Source organism: Streptomyces sp. NPDC001508, from assembly GCF_040298665.1.
Classification (GTDB): domain Bacteria; phylum Actinomycetota; class Actinomycetes; order Streptomycetales; family Streptomycetaceae; genus Streptomyces.
Map to the genome: position 1 here is coordinate 382448 of NZ_JBEPAP010000001.1, position 17144 is coordinate 399591.

Consider the following 17144-nt stretch of genomic DNA (forward strand, 5'->3'; position numbering starts at 1 on the left):
CGGCCCCAGCGGACATCATCCGTGCCCGAGGACAGCGGACGGTGCCGACATGCGGGAACAGGGCACTGGAGGGCTCATTCCCGTGCGCGCACAGTCATGACGGGCGTGCGATCGGCGCCTAGCGTTCCCCATCTCACACGTTTGCCGGAAGAAGAGGGATCCATGCAGTTCGGCATCTTCACGGTCGGGGATGTGACGCCCGATCCGACCACAGGCCGTACTCCACCGGAGCACGAACGCATCAAGGCGATGGTCGCCATCGCGCTCAAGGCGGAGGAGGTGGGGCTGGACGTCTTCGCCACCGGCGAGCACCACAACCCGCCGTTCGTGCCGTCGTCCCCGACCACGATGCTCGGCTATGTCGCCGCCCGCACCGAGAAGCTGATCCTGTCCACCGCGACGACGCTGATCACCACCAACGACCCGGTGAAGATCGCCGAGGACTTCGCGATGCTCCAGCACCTCGCGGACGGCCGGGTGGACCTGATGCTGGGGCGTGGAAACACCGGACCCGTCTATCCGTGGTTCGGGCAGGACATCCGGCAGGGCATTGCGCTCGCCCGGGAGAACTACGCGCTGTTGCACCGGCTGTGGCGCGAGGACGTGGTGGACTGGGAGGGGAAGTTCCGTACCCCCCTTCAGGGCTTCACCGCGACCCCTCGTCCGCTGGACGGCGTACCGCCGTTCGTCTGGCACGGTTCGATCCGCTCGCCGGAGATCGCCGACCAGGCGGCCTACTTCGGCGACGGCTTCTTCCACAACAACATCTTCTGGCCGGCCGAGCACACGAGGCGGATGGTCCAGCTGTACCGGCGGCGTTACGCCCACTACGGGCACGGCCGCCCCGAGGAGGCCGTCGTCGGTCTCGGCGGTCAGGTCTTCATGCGGAAGAACTCGCAGGACGCCGTACGGGAGTTCCGCCCCTACTTCGACAACGCCCCGGTGTACGGCCATGGCCCGTCCCTGGAGGACTTCACCGAGCAGACACCGCTGACGGTGGGTTCCCCGCAGCAGGTCATCGAGCGGACGCTGGCCTTCCGGGAGAGCGTCGGCGACTACCAGCGGCAGCTGTTCCTGATGGACCACGCGGGCCTGCCCCTGAAGACCGTTCTGGAACAGCTCGACCTACTCGGCGAAGAGGTGGTGCCCGTGCTGCGCAAGGAGTTCGCGAAGGGCCGCCCCACCGACGTGCCCGACGCGCCGACGCACGCGGCCCGGGTCGCCGCCGCGGCGGCCTCGAAGGGGGACGACGCCGCATGAAGCTCGTCGCCGTGTCCGCGGGGCTGAGCACCCCGTCCTCCACCCGTCTGCTGGCGGACCGTCTGGCCGAGGCGGCCCAGGGCGAACTCGCCGGCGGGGGCCTTGACCTGGAGACCGAGGTCGTCGAACTGCGTGAACTGGCCGTCGCCGTCGCCAACAACCTCGTGACCGGGTTCCCGCCGCCCCCGCTGGCCGCAGCGATCGACTCGGTGACGGGCGCCGCCGGCCTGATCGCGGTCACACCCGTCTTCACCGCCTCCTACAGCGGACTGTTCAAGTCCTTCTTCGACCTGATCGATCCGGAGGCGCTGGCGGGCAAGCCGGTCCTGATCGCGGCGACCGGCGGGACGGCCCGCCACTCCCTGGTCCTGGAGCACGCGCTGCGCCCGCTGTTCTCCTACCTGCGCGCGGCCGTCGTCCCGACCGCGGTGTACGCGGCGTCCGAGGACTGGGGCTCGGGTGGTGACACGTACGCGGAGGGACTGCCCGGGCGTATCCGGCGGGCGGGCGGCGAGCTGGCCGCCCTGATGGCCGCGCGTCCTGCCGAGCCGGCCCCCGAGGACGACGTCACCGCGCTCGAACGGCAGCTTTCCGATCTGCGCTTCGACTGAGCCCGGCCCCGACGGGCGCCGCCGGACCACCGCCGGTCCGGTCCGCGGTCAGGCCCGGGCGTGACGACCGCGGCCGGTGGCCGGGCCGGCAGCCCGAGGCACTGCTCCTGCATGACGGTCACCACCGAGGTCCGGGCCAGCACCCGGAGCCGGGCGCCGGTCCCGTTCGCCGGTCCCTTCCGCGGTCCCGTGTGATGACCTGGTCCACCGGCGGCAGCAAGGCGTGGCTGTGGGTGGCGAGCAGGACCGTACGGTCGCGGGCGGGTCACTCGCTGCCGGCCGTGAGCTGTTCGACGACGCGGTCCAGATCGATGTGCCGGTGCTCGGTGCCCGTTGGGACCAGGGCATCGGCGCGGCGCAGGAAGTCCGTGACGGCGTGGGAGGCGACCTCCAGGACCGCTGCCCCGTGTCGCGTCCTGAGCAGGATACGGACCGTGTCCGGATGGCAGCGGTGCCGCGGGATGACCACCACGTCCCCGGACCCGGCGGGCCGGCCCAGCCCCTGGGCGAGGAGCGACCGGGCGAAGACCCAGTCGACGGAAGGGGAGGACGGGACGCCCAAGGACAGACACACGGCGTAAGGGTCCGTCGCGGTGTAGCGGAGCTGGGCGGGCAGCGGTACCGGCGGATCGCCTGCCACGGTGACAAGGACGGTCGTCCCGCATACGATCGGGCCTTCGTCCGCGGCACCGGTGTGCTGCTGTCTCATGCCTCCCCCTGTCTGCGAGTTTCTGCTGGGTTCCGTTCGTCCGCCGGCGGACCCGCGGTGCCGATGACCGTACGGCGGCTGAGCCGGGGAGAATTGCCGGCGAGCGCACCGGGTGTTGCCGGTCGGGGAACCGTGCCTGCGGGCCCACCCGATTGATGGTTGAATATGAAACAATTACTTGGCTGAGAGGCGGTCCACCATGAGCAATGTCGAGACGAGGCCCGTCGAGGTGCCGTGCGGCGCGGCGGCGGACGGCGAGCGCTCGGACGGGGTGCCCCGAGTGGACGTGCTCACCCCGCGGGATGTGCCCCTCGGCGGCCCACGGGCCATGACCGTGCGGCGCACGCTGCCCCAGCGTGCCCGGACCCTGATCGGGGCCTGGTGCTTCGCGGACCACTACGGTCCCGACGACGTCTCCGAGACCGGCGGCATGGATGTCGCCCCGCATCCGCACACCGGACTGCAGACCGTCAGCTGGCTGTTCAGCGGGGAGATCGAACACCGGGACAGCCTGGGCAGCCACGCCTTCGTACGGCCCGGTGAGCTGAACCTCATGACCGGCGGACACGGCATCGCCCACTCGGAGGTCTCCACCCCCCGCACCACCGTCCTGCACGGCGTCCAGCTGTGGGTGGCGCTGCCCGAGAAGCACCGGCACACCGCACGCGACTTCCGGCACCACGTGCCCGACCCGGTACGCGTCGACGGGGCGGAGATCAGGGTCTTCCTGGGCTCGCTGGCCGGCGTCACCTCACCGGTGCCGACCTTCACTCCCCTGCTCGGCGCCGAGATCGTGCTGGCTCCTCACGCGTCCGTCACGCTCGCCCTGGACCCCGGCTTCGAGCACGGTCTCCTGGTCGACAGGGGCGACGTCCGACTGGCCGACGTCCTCCTGCGCCCCGCCGAACTGGGCTACGTCCACCCGGGCCCCGGCACGCTGACCCTGACGAACGACTCGGACGGCCCCGCACGGACGGTCCTGCTCGGCGGGACGCCGTTCGGGGAGGAGATCGTGATGTGGTGGAATTTCATCGGCCGCGGCCACGAGGACATCGTGAAAGCCCGCGAGGACTGGCAGAACTCCGCCGAACGCTTCGGCGCCGTCGAGGGATATCCCGGAGACCGTCTTCCCGCACCGGAACTGCCCCATGCGAGCATCAAGCCGCGCGGCAATCCAGCGGGTCACTGATCCCGGCCGAAAGGCGCCCGCGGGCCCGCTTCCATGCTCCGGGCCGGCCGACCGCGACTGCGGCGGCCGGCCCGTGCGGGCAGCGCACCGCTTCCGTCCGCACCGCGCCCGGGCCCGCCTGTCGCTCGCCCCGCCGTCTTGGCCGCGGTCGAGGTCTGAGCGGCCGAATTCCACGGGTTTGTTCGTTCGCGGCGGACTCGTCGCGGTGCTTACGGTGAGCGCCCCGCGGTGGTCTCAGTCGTCGTAGGGCACAAGTGGCCGCCGATTCCGTGCTGTTGTGACGCCGGGCGGCCTCCGTCCGGCATGCGTGCCGGTTGCTCAGGACGGTGGCCGCGTCCAGGCGGCATCGGTGTCGGACAGGCGATGTGTCACCGCGGAGACGAGCAGGAGGAGCAGCAGGGTCAGGCCCAGGCTGAGCACAAGATGGCCGTGCAGGACGAACTCCGCTCCGACCAGGGCGCCGCACAGCATGGCCAGCACGGACAGCATCCGGCGGCCGGGCATCGGCGCCACGCCGCCCGCCGGGGTGGAGTCCGCGGCCAGCCCCGTGAGGGTCAGCGTCAGCACGGTCGTGGTGAGGTCGGGCACCTTGAGATGCCGGGCGACCGCGTTCTGGAGGCCCAGACCGAGCCCGAGGCACACGATCAGCGTGTACTGGACGCCTGTGGTGACCCGGTCACCGGTGACGGCCGTGACGGCGACGGTGACGGCCACCAGGACCGCCTCCATGGCGGTGGCCGCTTTCAGCAGATGTCCGCGGTGCGTGGCGAACCGGGTGCTCAGCCTGCCACCGGACAGCGCGCCGAGGAGGAACGACGCCAGGGCGACGACGGAGGCGAGCGCGGAGAGGTTCGGGGCGCCCGCCAGCGCGAACCCGAGAAACACCACATTGCCGGTCATGTTGGCGACGAAGACGTGCCCGAGGGCCAGGTAGCTCACCGCGTCGACGAGACCGGTGACCACGGTCAGCGTCAGCATCAGCGGAGGCAACGGACCATGGCGGTCCGCTCGGGGCGGTGCCAGCGTGCGGACCGCGTCGGCCAGCAGTCTGCGCATGAGGCTTCCTTTCCGAGGCCGTTGGCTCGCGGCGCGGCGCCGCACCGGCGGGCGGGCCGCGGCCGCCGAGGCGATGCTAGACGCGCTGCACGCCGGTCGTGTGTCCTGTCAGCGCACCGGAGCATGGCTCACAGCGCAGGGGCCGCGCGGCGCCGAAGGAGAAGGCGCTGTGCCCACGACCGCCGGGCCGGGCAGGGAATTTCGTGCGCTGTAGGGACATCGGACATGCACTGGCGGAAAACTACCGCGTACGCGGGGGATCTACCGTTCGGTGCAGTGGCGCCGGAGTGTCCGGTACGACGGTTCGTGTCGTTCCCGAAATGGCAGCCGCGCCCGATGAATCCCAGGAGATGCGCATGTCTGATGCCCTCGCGCCGGTCGAGCCGGTGCTGGAACCCGCGGCAGCCGCGTTCGCGGAGGCGACCGCCAACCCGCCCTACCTCTTCGACCTGTCCCCGGCCGAGGGCCGCAAGGCCGTCGACGAGGTGCAGTCCGGCGAGATCGAGAAGCCGGCGATCGACGAGGAGTGGATCAGCGTCACCGGTGGTCCGACGGGCTCCGTGCGCGTCCGCATCGTCAGGCCCGCCGGCGCCGTCGGCACCCTGCCGGTGATCCTCTACATCCACGGCGCGGGCTGGGTCTTCGGCAACGCCCACACCCACGACCGTCTGGTGCGCGAACTCGCCGTCGGCGCGAACGCCGCGGTCGTCTTCCCCGAGTACAACCTGTCGCCCGAGGCCCGCTACCCCGTCGCCATCGAGCAGAACTTCGCCGTCGCGCAGTGGGTCGTTGAGCAGGGCGCCGACAAGGGCCTCGACGGCACACGGCTGGCCGTGGCGGGCGACTCGGTCGGCGGCAACATGACGGCCGCGCTGACCCTGATGGCCAAGGAACGCGGCGGCATCCCGCTGGTCCAGCAGGTGCTGTTCTACCCGGTCACCGACGCGCACTTCGACACCGGCTCCTACCACCAGTTCGCCACCGGCTACTTCCTGCGCCGCGACGGCATGCAGTGGTTCTGGGACCAGTACACGACCGACGAGGGCGAGCGGGCCCAGATCACCGCGTCCCCGCTGCGCGCCACCACCGAGCAGTTGCAGGGTCTGCCCCCGGCGCTGGTCATCACCGGCGAGGCCGATGTGCTGCGCGACGAGGGTGAGGCCTACGCGAACAAGCTCCGCGAGGCGGGCGTGCCGGTCACCGCCGTGCGCTTCCAGGGCATCATCCACGACTTCGTGATGCTCAACGCGCTGCGCGAGACCCACGCCGCCGAAGCCGCCATCGCACTCGCCACCCGCACGCTGCACGCGGCCCTGCACGCCGGCTGACCCGACAGCCCACACTGACCAGCGACAAAGGAGAAAGACACATATGTCCGCCAAGCCCGCCCCGACCGTTGTCCTCGTGCACGGCGCCTTTGCCGACGCCGGCAGCTGGTCGGGGGTCATCGCGGAGCTGCACGACCACGGCGTCGCCGTGGTGGCGCCGCCCAACCCGCTCCGCGGCCTGGCCTCCGACGCCGCGTACATCGCTTCCGTGGCGTCTCAGATCGACGGTCCGGTCGTCCTGGTGGGCCACTCCTACGGTGGTGCGCTCATCACCGTGGCCGGTACCACGGAGAACGTCGTCGGGCTTGTCTACGTCGCTGCGTACGTCCTCGAAGAGGGCGAGAGCCTCGGTGAACTCCAGGGCCGCTTCCCTCTCTCACCGCTCGTGAGCAATCTCAAGGAGGCCACGTACCCTGTCGAGGGCGCTGAGCCCGCTGTCGAGGTCACCATCGAGGCCGAGGCGTTCCCGGCCGTCTTCGCCGCGGACGTCCCGGCTGACGTCACCAAGGTGCTCGCGGTGGCGCAGCGCCCGCTGGCCGCCGGCGCGTTCGAGGAGACGGCCTCGGCGGCCGCATGGAAGACCAAGCCTTCCTGGGCGCTCGTCGCCGGCGCGGACGAGGCGATCAACCCCGAGGTGGAGCACTTCGGTGCCCAGCGGGCCGGGGCGACGACCGTCGAGATCGACGGTGCCTCGCATGCGATCGCCGTCTCCCAGCCCAAGGCCGTGGCACAGCTGATCCTCGACGCGGTGCGCGCCACGAGCTAGCTCGTCCACTCGGCCGCGCGGACTTGCTTGACGAGTCCGCGCGGCTGATGCGTTGTCCCTCTTCATGGGCGGCAGACGCCATGTTGGTGGCGAACCCTGGTGGCACGTGGGGCGCCGCCCTCGTGCAGGGGGTCGGCGTCGGCGCTCTGAGCTGGTGATGCATCTCACACTACGCCTGTCAGATATGACCGGTTAACCACCATGAAGTCGGGAAGCCAGCCATATGTACAGACATCTCCTCATGGAGAGGAGACGACAGCAATGTCGTATCCAGAGCACTCCACGGGCATGACAGGGCACCCCGAGATTGCAGAGATGCGGGAGCGACTCGAACGCACGGCCTCCTCGGGCAGGGCGATCGCCCTTGAGGGACTGATCCTCCTGGCCGGTGTGTATGCCGCGATCTCGCCCTGGGTCGTCCACTTCTCGGCGCAGCCCAATATCACTGTCAACAACCTGATCATCGGCATCACCGTCGCCCTGATCGGTTTCGGCCTGACCCTCGTTCCGGAGCGGATGTTCCGCCTGGTGTGGACCGTCGCACCCCTCGGCATCTGGCTTCTCATCTCCCCCTGGGTGGTCACCGCCACCCAGGGCGCGCGGGCGGGCATCGTATGGAACAACTGCTGGCTCGGCGCTGTCACCCTGCTGCTGGGGCTGGCCGCCATGGGCCTCACCATCGGCATGACCCGCGGAACCCGTCATTGAGGGCATGAGCGTGTCGTACTCCGCTCGCAGGTACGACACGCTCTTTTGTGACGGCACGGTCCCGCGCAACGCACGACCCGCGAGGTGTGCCTCGGGACGCCTGAGGGTCAGCGTCCCCGCACGGAGCGTGGCGTCGATGCCTCCGGCTTGCCGGGTCCGGGCTGAGCGCGCAGCGTGGGCGTCATGACGCTCTCCCACGGCACGCTGGCGCACCGGCTCATCGCCGATCACCTCGTCGACGGTGTGATGGAGCCGGGCCGGGAGATCGGGCTGCGGATCGACCAGACGCTGACCCAGGACGCGACCGGCACCCTGGTGATGCAGGAGCTGGAGGCCCTGGGCCTTGACCGGGTCCGTACCGAGGTCAGCGTCCAGTACGTCGACCACAATCTGCTCCAGGCGGACGAGCGCAACGCCGAGGACCACGCCTTCCTCCGCTCCTCCTGCCGCCGCTACGGCATCTGGTACTCCAAGCCCGGAAACGGCGTCTCCCACCCCACCCACATGCAGCGTTTCGGCATCCCCGGCAAGACACTCGCCGGGTCCGACTCGCACACCTGCGCGGCCGGCTCGCTCGGCATGCTGGCCCTGGGCACGGGCGGCCTGGAGGTCGCGCTCGCCATGGCCGGGCGGCCCCTGCATGTGACCATGCCGCGGATCTGGGGCATCCGCCTGACCGGCCGGCTGCCTGCCTGGGTGAGTGCCAAGGACGTGGTACTGGAGCTGCTGCGCCGCCACGGCGTCAAAGGCGCGGTCAACCGGATCCTGGAGTACCACGGCCCGGGCCTTGCGCATCTGACCGCGATGGACCGGCACGTCATCGCCAACATGGGTGCCGAGCTGGGCGCCACCACCTCCGTCTTTCCCGCCGACGACGCGGTGCGCGACTTTCTGCGCGCCGAGGACCGCGAGGCCGATTTCCGTGAGTCGGCCGCCGAGCCGGACGCCGTCTACGACCTGACCGAGGAGGTCCGCCTCGACGCGCTCGAACCGCTCATCGCCCGGCCCACATCGCCCGGCAACGTCGTACCGGTGAGCGAGGTCGCGGGCGAACCGGTCGGGCAGGCCGTCATCGGCTCCTCCGCCAACCCGGGGCTGCGTGACTTCGCCGTCGCCGCGGCCATCGTCGCCGGCCGCCAGAGCGATCCGGCCGTCAGCTTCGACGTCAATCCCACATCACGCGAGATCCTCGCCGACCTCACCAAGTCGGGCGCCACCTTCGAGCTGATCGCCGCAGGGGCCCGGATCCACCAGGCCGGCTGCCTGGGGTGCATCGGCATGGGGCAGGCCCCGGCACCCGGCCGGAACAGCCTGCGTACCTTCCCGCGCAACTTCCCCGGCCGGTCCGGCACCGAGCAGGACGCGGTGTGGCTGTGCTCCCCGGAGACCGCCGCCGTGTCCGCGCTCACCGGTACGATCACCGACCCGCGGGTGTGGGCGGCCGAGGAGGGGGTGCCGTACCCGGACCTGCGGCTGCCCGAGCGGGCCTCGGTCAACCACGCCATGCTGGAGCCCCCGCTGCCGCCCGAGGAGGCGGCCCTGGTCGAGCTGGAACGCGGCCCCAACATCTCCGGGCTGCCCGACTTCGACCCGTTGCCGGACGAACTGACGGGCCCGGTCCTGCTCACATGCGGTGACAACGTCTCCACCGACGAGATATCCCCGGCCGGGGCGAAGGCGCTGCCGTACCGCTCGAACATCCCGAGGCTCGCCGAGTTCACCTTCACCCGGATCGACCCCGACTACCCCCGGCGCGCCGCCGACCTGGCAACCAACGGCCGTCCCGGCACGCACTTCGTCGTCGCGGGGGACAACTACGGCCAGGGTTCCTCCCGCGAGCACGCCGCCATCACCCCTCGCCACCTCGGGCTGCGGGCCGTCGTCGCCAAGTCCTACGCCCGTATCCACTGGCAGAACCTGACCAACTTCGGCGTTCTGCCGCTGGAGTTCGACGACCCGGGCGACCACGACCGCATCGACACCGGCGACCGGTTGCAGCTGAGGAACCTCCACACGGCCCTGGCCCCCGGTGCCGAGCCCCGCCTGCGACTGCACAACGCCACCAAGGGCGAGACCTATCAGGTCCACCACCGCCTCTCCGACGGGCGCCGGCGCACCGTACTCGCCGGAGGCACCATCGCCTCCCTCGCCCCCGAGGAGCGACAGGACTTCGGGGGGCACCGAGGTCCGGGCCACGCCGGCTGACCCTGGCGACCTCGGCAATGGCGGCGGCTGCCCGATGTGCGGAGGCGACCGTGCGTCCCCTCGCAACTCCCCTTCCGTTCCAGTGGTCGTCGCACCACCCCGGTTCAGGGAATGCGATGGACTTCGAGGTTCGGAAGGTGCGGAGCCCTCAGGGCCGCAAGAATGCGTGACATCTCGTTCTTCGGCTACTGGCGCCTGGGCCGGTCCGCCCCCGGCTGGGAGGACTGCCCGTGGGGCACGCAGACCCGTCGCAGCGGCCGTGGCGGTGCCGGCAGCCGAGTACGGCGCCGGCGCAAAGTCCTCACCGGCGTCGCCGTACCGGCCGCCGTCGCGGGAGTCCCGCTGGTGCTGCGGACGGCGCCGACTCCCTGGGCCTGCCCGCTGCCCGGTGCCCGGTCAGCCGCGGCTCATCGGCTACTGGCAGGGCCGCACCACCTGTGCGGACACGGACCACGGGCGGGTACCGCCGCTGCTCCGCCACGGCGAGACACGCACCCGGCACAGGGAATCCGCTCAGGCGCGGACCGGCGTCTGAGCGGCCGCCGCCTCCTCGTCGGCGGAGCCGTCGGCGGCCCCGCGCAGGGCGGGGATGAAGCAGGCGACGGCGGCCGACACCAGTGCCACGCCGCAGCCGATCAGCAGACCCGTGCGGAAGCCGTCCTCGGAGGCGAGCGTGTGGCCGCCCATGGTGATGGTCATCTGTGCCAGGACGACACCGATGACCGCCGAGCCGATGGTCGTGCCGAGCGAACGCATCAGGGCGTTGAAGCCGTTGGCCGCCGCCGTCTCGGAGAGCGGTACAGCGCTCATGATCAGGGCGGGCATCGCGCCGTAGGCGAGAGCGACGCCGCTGTTGATCACGATGCCGACGACCATCAGGCCCCAGGCGGTCCCCATCAGCGGGAGCGCGATCCCGTACCCGGCCGCGATCACCACGGCGCCGCAGACCAGGGCGAACTTGGGACCGCGTGCGTTGATCAGCTTTCCGCCCAGCGGGGAGACGATCATCATTATCACACCGCCGGGCGCCATCCACAGACCGGCCGCCAGCATCGACTGGCCGAGGCCGTAGCCGGTGGCCTCGGGGAACTGGAGCAGCTGCGGCGCGATCAGCATGAAGGCGTACATGCCGACACCGACGAGGATCGACGAAACGTTGGTCAGCAGCACCCGCGGGCGGGCCGTGGTACGCAGGTCCACCAAGGGCTCGCGGGTGCGCAGCTCGTAGATGCCCCACACGGCGAGCGCGGCGACCGCGAGGGCGAACAGGCCCAGTGTGGTGCCCGAACCCCAGCCCCAGTCGCCGCCCTTGGAGATCGCCAGCAACAGCGACACCAGGCCGATGGCCAGGCCCACGGCGCCGGGGACGTCGAAGCGCTGCCCCTTCGCGCCGGCCGGCACATCCGGGACGATGAAGAAGATCAGCGTGCCGATCAGCAGGGCGAGACCGGCCGAACCCCAGAAGAGCACCCGCCAGTTCGCGTACTGGGCGACAGCCGCGGCCAGGGGCAGGCCGATGGCGCCGCCGATGCCCATGGAGGCACTGACCAGGGCGATGGACCCGCTCAGTTTCTCCGCCGGTACGACATCGCGCAGCAGGGCGATGCCCAGCGGCACCATGCCCATGCCCATGCCCTGCAGACCGCGTCCGACGATCATCGGCACGATCGAAGAGGCAAGCGCGCACACCACCGAGCCGGCAACCAGCGGCACGGCACAGATCAGGAGCATGCGCCGCTTGCCGATCAGGTCGCCGAGGCGCCCGGAGACCGGCACACACACGCCCGCGACGAGCAGGGTGACCGTGACCACCCATGCCGCGTTGGAGGGGCTGGTGTCCAGGATCTGCGGCATCTCCGCGATCAGCGGGGTCACCAGCGTTTGCATGATCGCGGCGATGGTGCCGGCCAGCGCGAGTGTGGCGACGACAGCACCTGAGCGGGTGGTCGGCTGGGGGCCGTCCATCATGGGGCTCCTCTGTGAAATGTGAATCGGAAGCGGCGTGGCACTCCGCGCCTGCACTCTATGCATGATGCATATCAAGTGCACCGACCATACCGCATGCATGGTGCATATGATGGACCACGGGGTGAACCCAGGGGTCCCGAGCAAGGGAGCGGGCACATGAACAGGACGGACAGGGCCACGGGCCGGGTCGAGTTCGAGCAGATGCTGCTGAGCCGCTACCTGCATCTGAACAAGGGCAGGGAGCGAAGCCCCGGCGGTGTTCTGGACCGCAGTGCCTACATTCTTCTCAGCCGTGTCCGCGTGGAGGGCCCCATGTCGATCGGGCAGCTCGGCGAAGCGTTCGGCCTTGACGCGTCCACCCTGAACCGGCAGACGGCGGCCGCCGTGCGCGCCGGTCTGGTGGAGCGCATCCCCGATCCCGACGGGGGGATGGCCCGTAAGTTCCGCATCACAAAGGAGGGCGCGCGGCAACTCGAACAGGAACGCGCGCGCATCATCGCCGGCCTGGACCGCGTCATGGCCGACTGGCCCGAGGCGGATATCGCGGCCTTCGCCGAGTTTCTCCGGCGCTTCAACTCGGGTATCGAGCGCATCCACGGGCTGCCCTGGCCGCGCCCGCGGGCAGCGGTCCCGCCGGCCTGAGACGCACGTCTTCCGAACTGTGCGCCCGTACCGGTCGCGGACGAGCGTGGCGGGGGCGCCGCCGTCCGGGGGCAGGCCGATGATCTCGCCGTGGCGCTCACAAGCGCGCAAGCTTGCACGGTGTGAGCGGTCCCGCAGCTCAGGAACCCTGTTGCCCGCGGTCTGGACATGGTGCAGTGAACGCACCCGGGCCTGCACCCCAGTGGTTCGCAGCCTGCGGGCGGTCCATCGGAAAGATCCGTGACGTCCGGTCACCTGACGGGGGTGAGGATATGCCCAGGACTCCCAATACGCGTCTGCGGGCGCTGATGGCGGAGGCCGGGCTGGGCCCGTCCCAACTCGCCCGCATGCTGCGCTCGGTGGCCGCCGAGCGCGGTGTGCCACTGGCTTGCGATCAAACCGCAGTGCGTCGCTGGCTGGCGGGCGCACACCCGAGGCCGCCCGCTCCCGCGCTGTTGCTGGAATGTCTGGCGCGCAAGCTGGACAAGCCCGTCACCGCGCAGGACGCCGGCCTCACACGCACTCCGGCCACCGTGATCAACTCGCCGGAGCAGGCTCCCGTCCGGACGCTCATCCAGCTCACCCAGGCCGAGTTCGACCCCTCCCGCCGGGTCGTGCTGGGAGCGAGCGGCTTCAGTCTCGCCGCGCTCTCTCGCACCGGCCTGGCGATGTTCGATCGCCCGACGCAGCAGCCGTCGGCCGCCACGGCCGCCCCAACTCGCGCCGACCAGGCTCATATTGACGAGATCAGCGCCATGGCGGCGCTGTTCCACGGCGCGGCCGAGCGGCACGGAGGTCAGTCGATACGGGCCGCGTTGGCCGCCTATCTCGCCGACCGCGTCGCTCCGCTGCTGCGCGGCTCGCCCCGCGACACCGTGCACCGCCAACTGCTGTCCGCCATCGCCCGACTGACCCTGCTGCTGGGTATCGCCTCGGCCGACAGCGGGCACCACGGCGTCGGCCAGTACTACCACCGATCCGCCGCCCGGCTCGCCGGCGACGCCGGAGATTCCGTCACATTCGCCATCGCCTTGCGTGTCTTGGCCACTCAGGCCCATGATCTGGGCCACCACAGCCCGGCGGTGCTCAATCTCGCGGAACAGGCCGTCGCGCACGCCAGGCACGCCCCGCCCGCCGTGCTCGCCTACGCCCTGGCCCACCTGGCGGTGGTGCAGGCCCATGGCGACCGCCGTGCCGCGCTGGCGTCGCTCGCTCGCGCCGAGCACTTCCACGCACGCGCCGACACCGCGCCCGGCCCCTTCACCGGCTACCCCGCGGGCGCGCTGCATTACCAGCGCGCCCAGACCCTGGCCGCGCTGGGAGACCTCACCGGGGCCCGCGCGGCGCTGACGGTCTCCCTGCGGTTGCGCACCGCCGACGAACCCCGCGCCACCGCTCTCACCCGCGCCTACCTCGCCGAAACCCATCTGCGCATCGGCCACCTCGACGAGGCGCTTTCCCAGTGGCGGATCTTCCTCGCCGCCTACCCCACACTTCACTCGGCCCGCGCGGCCCGCCGTCTGCAGACCACGACCAGACAGTTGCAGCCCCACCGGCGTCATCCTGCCGTCCGGCAGTTCCTCACCGAGGCAGCCGCTCTCGCCTCCTGACACCACATCGAGCCACGCGTACGGCCGCGCCGACCGGACGGGGCCGCCGTGGCCGCCGGGGCGCCACCGGAACCGTCCCGCACAGCGGGAGCCGCCGGCGGCACGGCTCGTGTGCCACCCGATCCGTCCCAGCGGGTGGGAATCACCGGCGAGGGCGGCCTGCGACGTTCCCCGGTCGGGGAACGCCCTGATGGCGCGGCGCTCGTCCATGGTCTGGCAGCCCTCGGTGACCTGCTCCAGGGGCGGGGTGAGGTCGAGGACCTTGCCCGGGTTGGTCCCGGCCGGTCAGACGCGGTCGATCAGGTCGGGCAGGCAGCGGCGTACGGGAGCCGGGCCGCCGCGCAGGCCGACATGGGAGAAGAACAGGCCCTGCCCGACGATCGTCATCTCGTGGGGCACGCCGACGAAGCCGACGTCGTCACCGGGCCGCACCTGCGGCCGGCGCTCATCGCACCGGCGATCGGCAGGACGCAGCCCCCTTCGGCCGCCGGGTTCCGGCCGCAGCTCGCTGCCGTCGCCTTGGCCGCCGCGGCGTCGCCCGGCCCTTCGAGCAGGACGGTGGCCCGGACGGTCAGCCGCGCGGCCAGTTCGTGCGCGGGGCCGCCGGGGCCGCCCGCCGCCCACGCGGTGACCGCGTCCCGGTGCGCCCCGTGTCAGCCATGAGACGGGTCTCTGCCCGGTGCGGCCACGGGGCGAGGGAGTTTCCGCCCTGTACGCCGATGGGCGGTGAGCGGTCGGCCCGGGACCGCGGGGCGTCCACGAGCCCTCGTCGGATACGCCCCTGCGGTGAGCCCACCGGCCCGACCTCGCCGCGGGACGGTTCAGCCCGTCGTGACCTGGGCTCTGATCCGGTCGCGGACGTCGTCGACGATCCTGGAGCGGGTGAAGGCGCGGGTGACGCGGACCAGCCAGGCCGCCTCGTCCTCGACGGTTTCCAGGACCACCACGGGTGTCGGGCTCTGCTGGCCCGGCGTGCCGGTGGGCGGCGTTCCGGCCCGCTTGCTCTCCAGCGCCGCGGCGATGACGGCAGCCTCGAACACGGCTTGCCGGTCGGGGGCCGCGAGCGCCGAACGACTCAGCGCCTCCATGGCCCAGTTGACCGCCTCGGGCCGCTGGTAGGGGCGCAGTGCCAGGTTGCCGTCCCGGATCTCGATGACCCTGCGGTACAGGGCGAAGTCCGCCCGGCGCAGACCGGGACGCCGGGCGGCGGCGTCCGGGTCCAGCGCGATTTCCGGCAACTCGGCAAAGAGCGCCGACCACAGGGGGGCGAGCCTTTGGTGGGTGCGGCGGGCGCGCAGCCGGCGGAGCGGGGCGGCGATCCGCTCGCCCCACAGGGTGGCGGTGGCCCCGGCGGCGGCGAAGACCGCGGTGACCATTCCGAGCGTCGTGGAAATGAGGTCCTCGTCCAGGCCCTGCCGGCCGCGGGTGACGTTCTCCGCGACGTCGTCCAGGGCCCACAGCGCCCACACCGTGGCGATGACCGTGGCCAGCGTGGCCAGTCGCAGGCCCGTACGCAGCGAGCCCGGCGGGGTGCGTAGGGACTGACGGATGAGCGCGCGTGCGAGGACGTACAGACACCAGCAGAGGTAGGCCGTGAACAGCGCGTTGTACGCGGCGAGGGCCCAGCCCCGGCCGGGCGCGGCCACGGCCGCCGTGCCGGATTCGGTGACGCCCGCGCCGAGGAACAGGCCGAGCGCGGTGAGTTGCACGAGCACGGCGGCGTGGATCCGGCGCCGTCGCCGTGCCGATACCGGTCCGGGCGCCTGTGGGTCGAGTGCCTGCGCCACCAGGCAGAGAAACGCGGCGGCGGCGGCCTTCAGCTGATTGGCGACCAGCAGTTCGCCGTCGGGCGATGGGAGGAGGCGGTCCAGAACGCCCAGCACCGCAGGGGCGTTGAGCAGCATCGCCGTGCCCGCGCACAGCGCGAACCCGGCCACGTCACGCTGGGCGGGATCCGTTCTCCCCCGGCGGCTGATCGCGAGTCGGTGGACCGCGAACACCAGAAAGACCAGGGCGGCGAGGCACGCGGTCAGGTCCGTCACACGCGCCGCCGGCGGGCCGGCCGGTCCCCGTCCCGGTGCTCCGGGGAGCCGAACAGGGAGCGGAGCCGGGCCTCTTCCGGACCGGCCGGCGACGGCAGCGCCGTGCCCGTGCGAACACGCTGTGCGGCACGGTTCAGGATGAGGGAGGCCACAAGTTCGGCTTCTTCCTCCTGGGGCTCGGTGTAGACGGTGCGCCCGAGGACGCGCTGGACCAGCGAGGCGGGCAGATGGGGCAGCAGGACCTGGGCCGCGGATGCCGCCGCGGGGGATGTCTCGCGGTGACCGCACAGGAGGTGCGCGACCTCGTGCAGTTGTATGTGCTGTTGGTGCAGGGGCGTGGTGTCCGCGGGGTAGAGAATGCGGTCGGCACGGTCGGTCGTGACGAGCAGCCCGCACGGAAGGTGCGGGCGGGCCACAACCGGTACGAGTTCGATCGGCCGGCCGCGGCTGCGTGCCAGCATGCCGATGAACTCGGCCGTGTCGAACGGGGTCGGCAGGTCGAGGCCGTCCACCAGACGCCGACATCGTTGTAGCAGACGCTTGTTGCTCCCACCGCTGCGCACCGGCTGTTCCTCTTCCCGTGGTCGCTGTGTGGCCGCCGGTCCAGGTCAGCGGTCGGTCTGGTCGCCGCCTGCGGCACTCTCCCGCCGGGCGAGGACATCGATCATGTCGCTGATCGTGTTCACACCCTCCGGAGAGAGGTTCACCGCGCGCAGCGCCACACTACGGACCCCGGCGTCCCGCAGGGCTCCCAGCAGTTCCAGTTCCTTGGCGATGGCCGCCCCCTGGTCGTCGTCGAAGAAGTAGGCGACCGGCACGTCGAAGAACTGGGCGAGGGCTTCGAGGTGCCGCTTGGTGGGGTTGTCCCGCCGGCCCGTGCGCAACTGCCACAGATAGGTGGCGGAAAAGCTCTCCCCGGTCGCCTCCCGGCACGCGCGGGCGACTTCCTCATGGCTGAACTGCTCGCGGTTGGGGCGCCGTACTATGCGGAACAACGCGTCGATCTTGTCCGCGAGAGTCGTCGGCGAGGACCGATCGGCATCGGTCACG

Annotated in this window: 15 protein-coding genes and 2 pseudogenes; 9 read left to right on the top strand and 8 right to left on the bottom strand. The window is 71.3% G+C overall.

Features of this window, described 5'->3' with window-relative positions:
* Positions 1-162 precede the first annotated feature (162 nt).
* Both ABT245_RS01660 and ABT245_RS01665 read left to right on the top strand, forming a co-directional pair.
* A complete protein-coding gene (locus ABT245_RS01660; protein WP_351727583.1) occupies positions 163-1260 on the top strand; it encodes an LLM class flavin-dependent oxidoreductase in 1098 nt (365 codons plus the stop codon).
* On the top strand, positions 1257-1871 hold the full coding sequence (locus tag ABT245_RS01665; RefSeq protein ID WP_351727585.1) for an FMN reductase: 615 nt from the start codon (positions 1257-1259) through the stop codon (positions 1869-1871). The genes ABT245_RS01660 and ABT245_RS01665 overlap by 4 nt, the downstream gene beginning before the upstream one ends.
* Before the next feature lie 265 nt (positions 1872-2136).
* On the opposite strand, the gene ABT245_RS01670 is transcribed toward ABT245_RS01665, so the two are convergent.
* Entirely contained in the window at positions 2137-2580 is a 444-nt protein-coding gene (locus tag ABT245_RS01670) for an SsgA family sporulation/cell division regulator (RefSeq protein ID WP_351727586.1), read from the bottom strand.
* Positions 2581-2779: 199 nt separating this feature from the next.
* On the opposite strand from ABT245_RS01670, the gene ABT245_RS01675 reads away from it, so the two are divergent.
* The gene (locus tag ABT245_RS01675; RefSeq protein ID WP_351727588.1) at positions 2780-3769 is read left to right on the top strand and encodes a pirin family protein; all 990 of its coding nucleotides are present in this window, start codon (positions 2780-2782) and stop codon (positions 3767-3769) included.
* 318 nt (positions 3770-4087) lie between these two features.
* On the opposite strand, the gene ABT245_RS01680 is transcribed toward ABT245_RS01675, so the two are convergent.
* Positions 4088-4825, bottom strand: coding sequence for a YoaK family protein (locus ABT245_RS01680; RefSeq protein ID WP_351727590.1), 738 nt, complete (start codon positions 4823-4825; stop codon positions 4088-4090).
* A gap of 356 nt (positions 4826-5181) precedes the next feature.
* On the opposite strand from ABT245_RS01680, the gene ABT245_RS01685 reads away from it, so the two are divergent.
* From ABT245_RS01685 to ABT245_RS01700, 4 genes are all read left to right on the top strand, one after another.
* Complete coding sequence (locus ABT245_RS01685) at positions 5182-6153, top strand: alpha/beta hydrolase (RefSeq protein WP_351727592.1); 972 nt, start codon at positions 5182-5184, stop codon at positions 6151-6153.
* A 43-nt stretch (positions 6154-6196) separates the two neighbouring features.
* Complete coding sequence (locus ABT245_RS01690; protein WP_351727594.1) at positions 6197-6919, top strand: alpha/beta fold hydrolase; 723 nt, start codon at positions 6197-6199, stop codon at positions 6917-6919.
* 261 nt (positions 6920-7180) lie between these two features.
* Positions 7181-7627, top strand: coding sequence for an SPW repeat protein (locus ABT245_RS01695; RefSeq protein WP_351727595.1), 447 nt, complete (start codon positions 7181-7183; stop codon positions 7625-7627).
* Positions 7628-7810: 183 nt separating this feature from the next.
* Complete coding sequence (locus tag ABT245_RS01700; RefSeq protein WP_351727597.1) at positions 7811-9832, top strand: aconitate hydratase; 2022 nt, start codon at positions 7811-7813, stop codon at positions 9830-9832.
* 513 nt (positions 9833-10345) lie between these two features.
* Here the strand turns inward: ABT245_RS01700 and ABT245_RS01705 are convergent.
* Positions 10346-11797: an MFS transporter gene (locus tag ABT245_RS01705; RefSeq protein WP_351727766.1), complete on the bottom strand. Its 1452-nt coding sequence runs from the start codon at positions 11795-11797 to the stop codon at positions 10346-10348.
* Between the two features lie 159 nt (positions 11798-11956).
* On the opposite strand from ABT245_RS01705, the gene ABT245_RS01710 reads away from it, so the two are divergent.
* Together ABT245_RS01710 and ABT245_RS01715 are read left to right on the top strand one after the other, a co-directional pair.
* Positions 11957-12442: a MarR family winged helix-turn-helix transcriptional regulator gene (locus ABT245_RS01710; RefSeq protein ID WP_351727598.1), complete on the top strand. Its 486-nt coding sequence runs from the start codon at positions 11957-11959 to the stop codon at positions 12440-12442.
* A gap of 272 nt (positions 12443-12714) precedes the next feature.
* Positions 12715-14052, top strand: coding sequence for an NsdA family TPR-like regulatory protein (locus ABT245_RS01715; RefSeq protein ID WP_351727600.1), 1338 nt, complete (start codon positions 12715-12717; stop codon positions 14050-14052).
* 186 nt (positions 14053-14238) lie between these two features.
* On the opposite strand, the pseudogene ABT245_RS01720 reads toward ABT245_RS01715, so the two are convergent.
* The 5 genes and pseudogenes from ABT245_RS01720 to ABT245_RS01740 form a co-directional block, all read right to left on the bottom strand.
* Positions 14239-14481: pseudogene (locus ABT245_RS01720) on the bottom strand (IMP dehydrogenase); the annotation flags it as partial.
* Between the two features lie 5 nt (positions 14482-14486).
* Positions 14487-14702, bottom strand: a pseudogene (locus ABT245_RS01725) (ATP-dependent endonuclease); the annotation flags it as partial.
* A gap of 171 nt (positions 14703-14873) precedes the next feature.
* Positions 14874-16094, bottom strand: a complete 1221-nt coding sequence (locus ABT245_RS01730; RefSeq protein WP_351727601.1) for an MAB_1171c family putative transporter — start codon at positions 16092-16094, stop codon at positions 14874-14876.
* Complete coding sequence (locus ABT245_RS01735; protein ID WP_351727602.1) at positions 16091-16606, bottom strand: ParH-like protein; 516 nt, start codon at positions 16604-16606, stop codon at positions 16091-16093. The genes ABT245_RS01730 and ABT245_RS01735 overlap by 4 nt, the downstream gene beginning before the upstream one ends.
* 96 nt (positions 16607-16702) lie before the next feature.
* The gene (locus ABT245_RS01740; RefSeq protein WP_351727603.1) at positions 16703-17143 is read right to left on the bottom strand and encodes a helix-turn-helix domain-containing protein; all 441 of its coding nucleotides are present in this window, start codon (positions 17141-17143) and stop codon (positions 16703-16705) included.
* Position 17144: the final 1 nt, after the last annotated feature.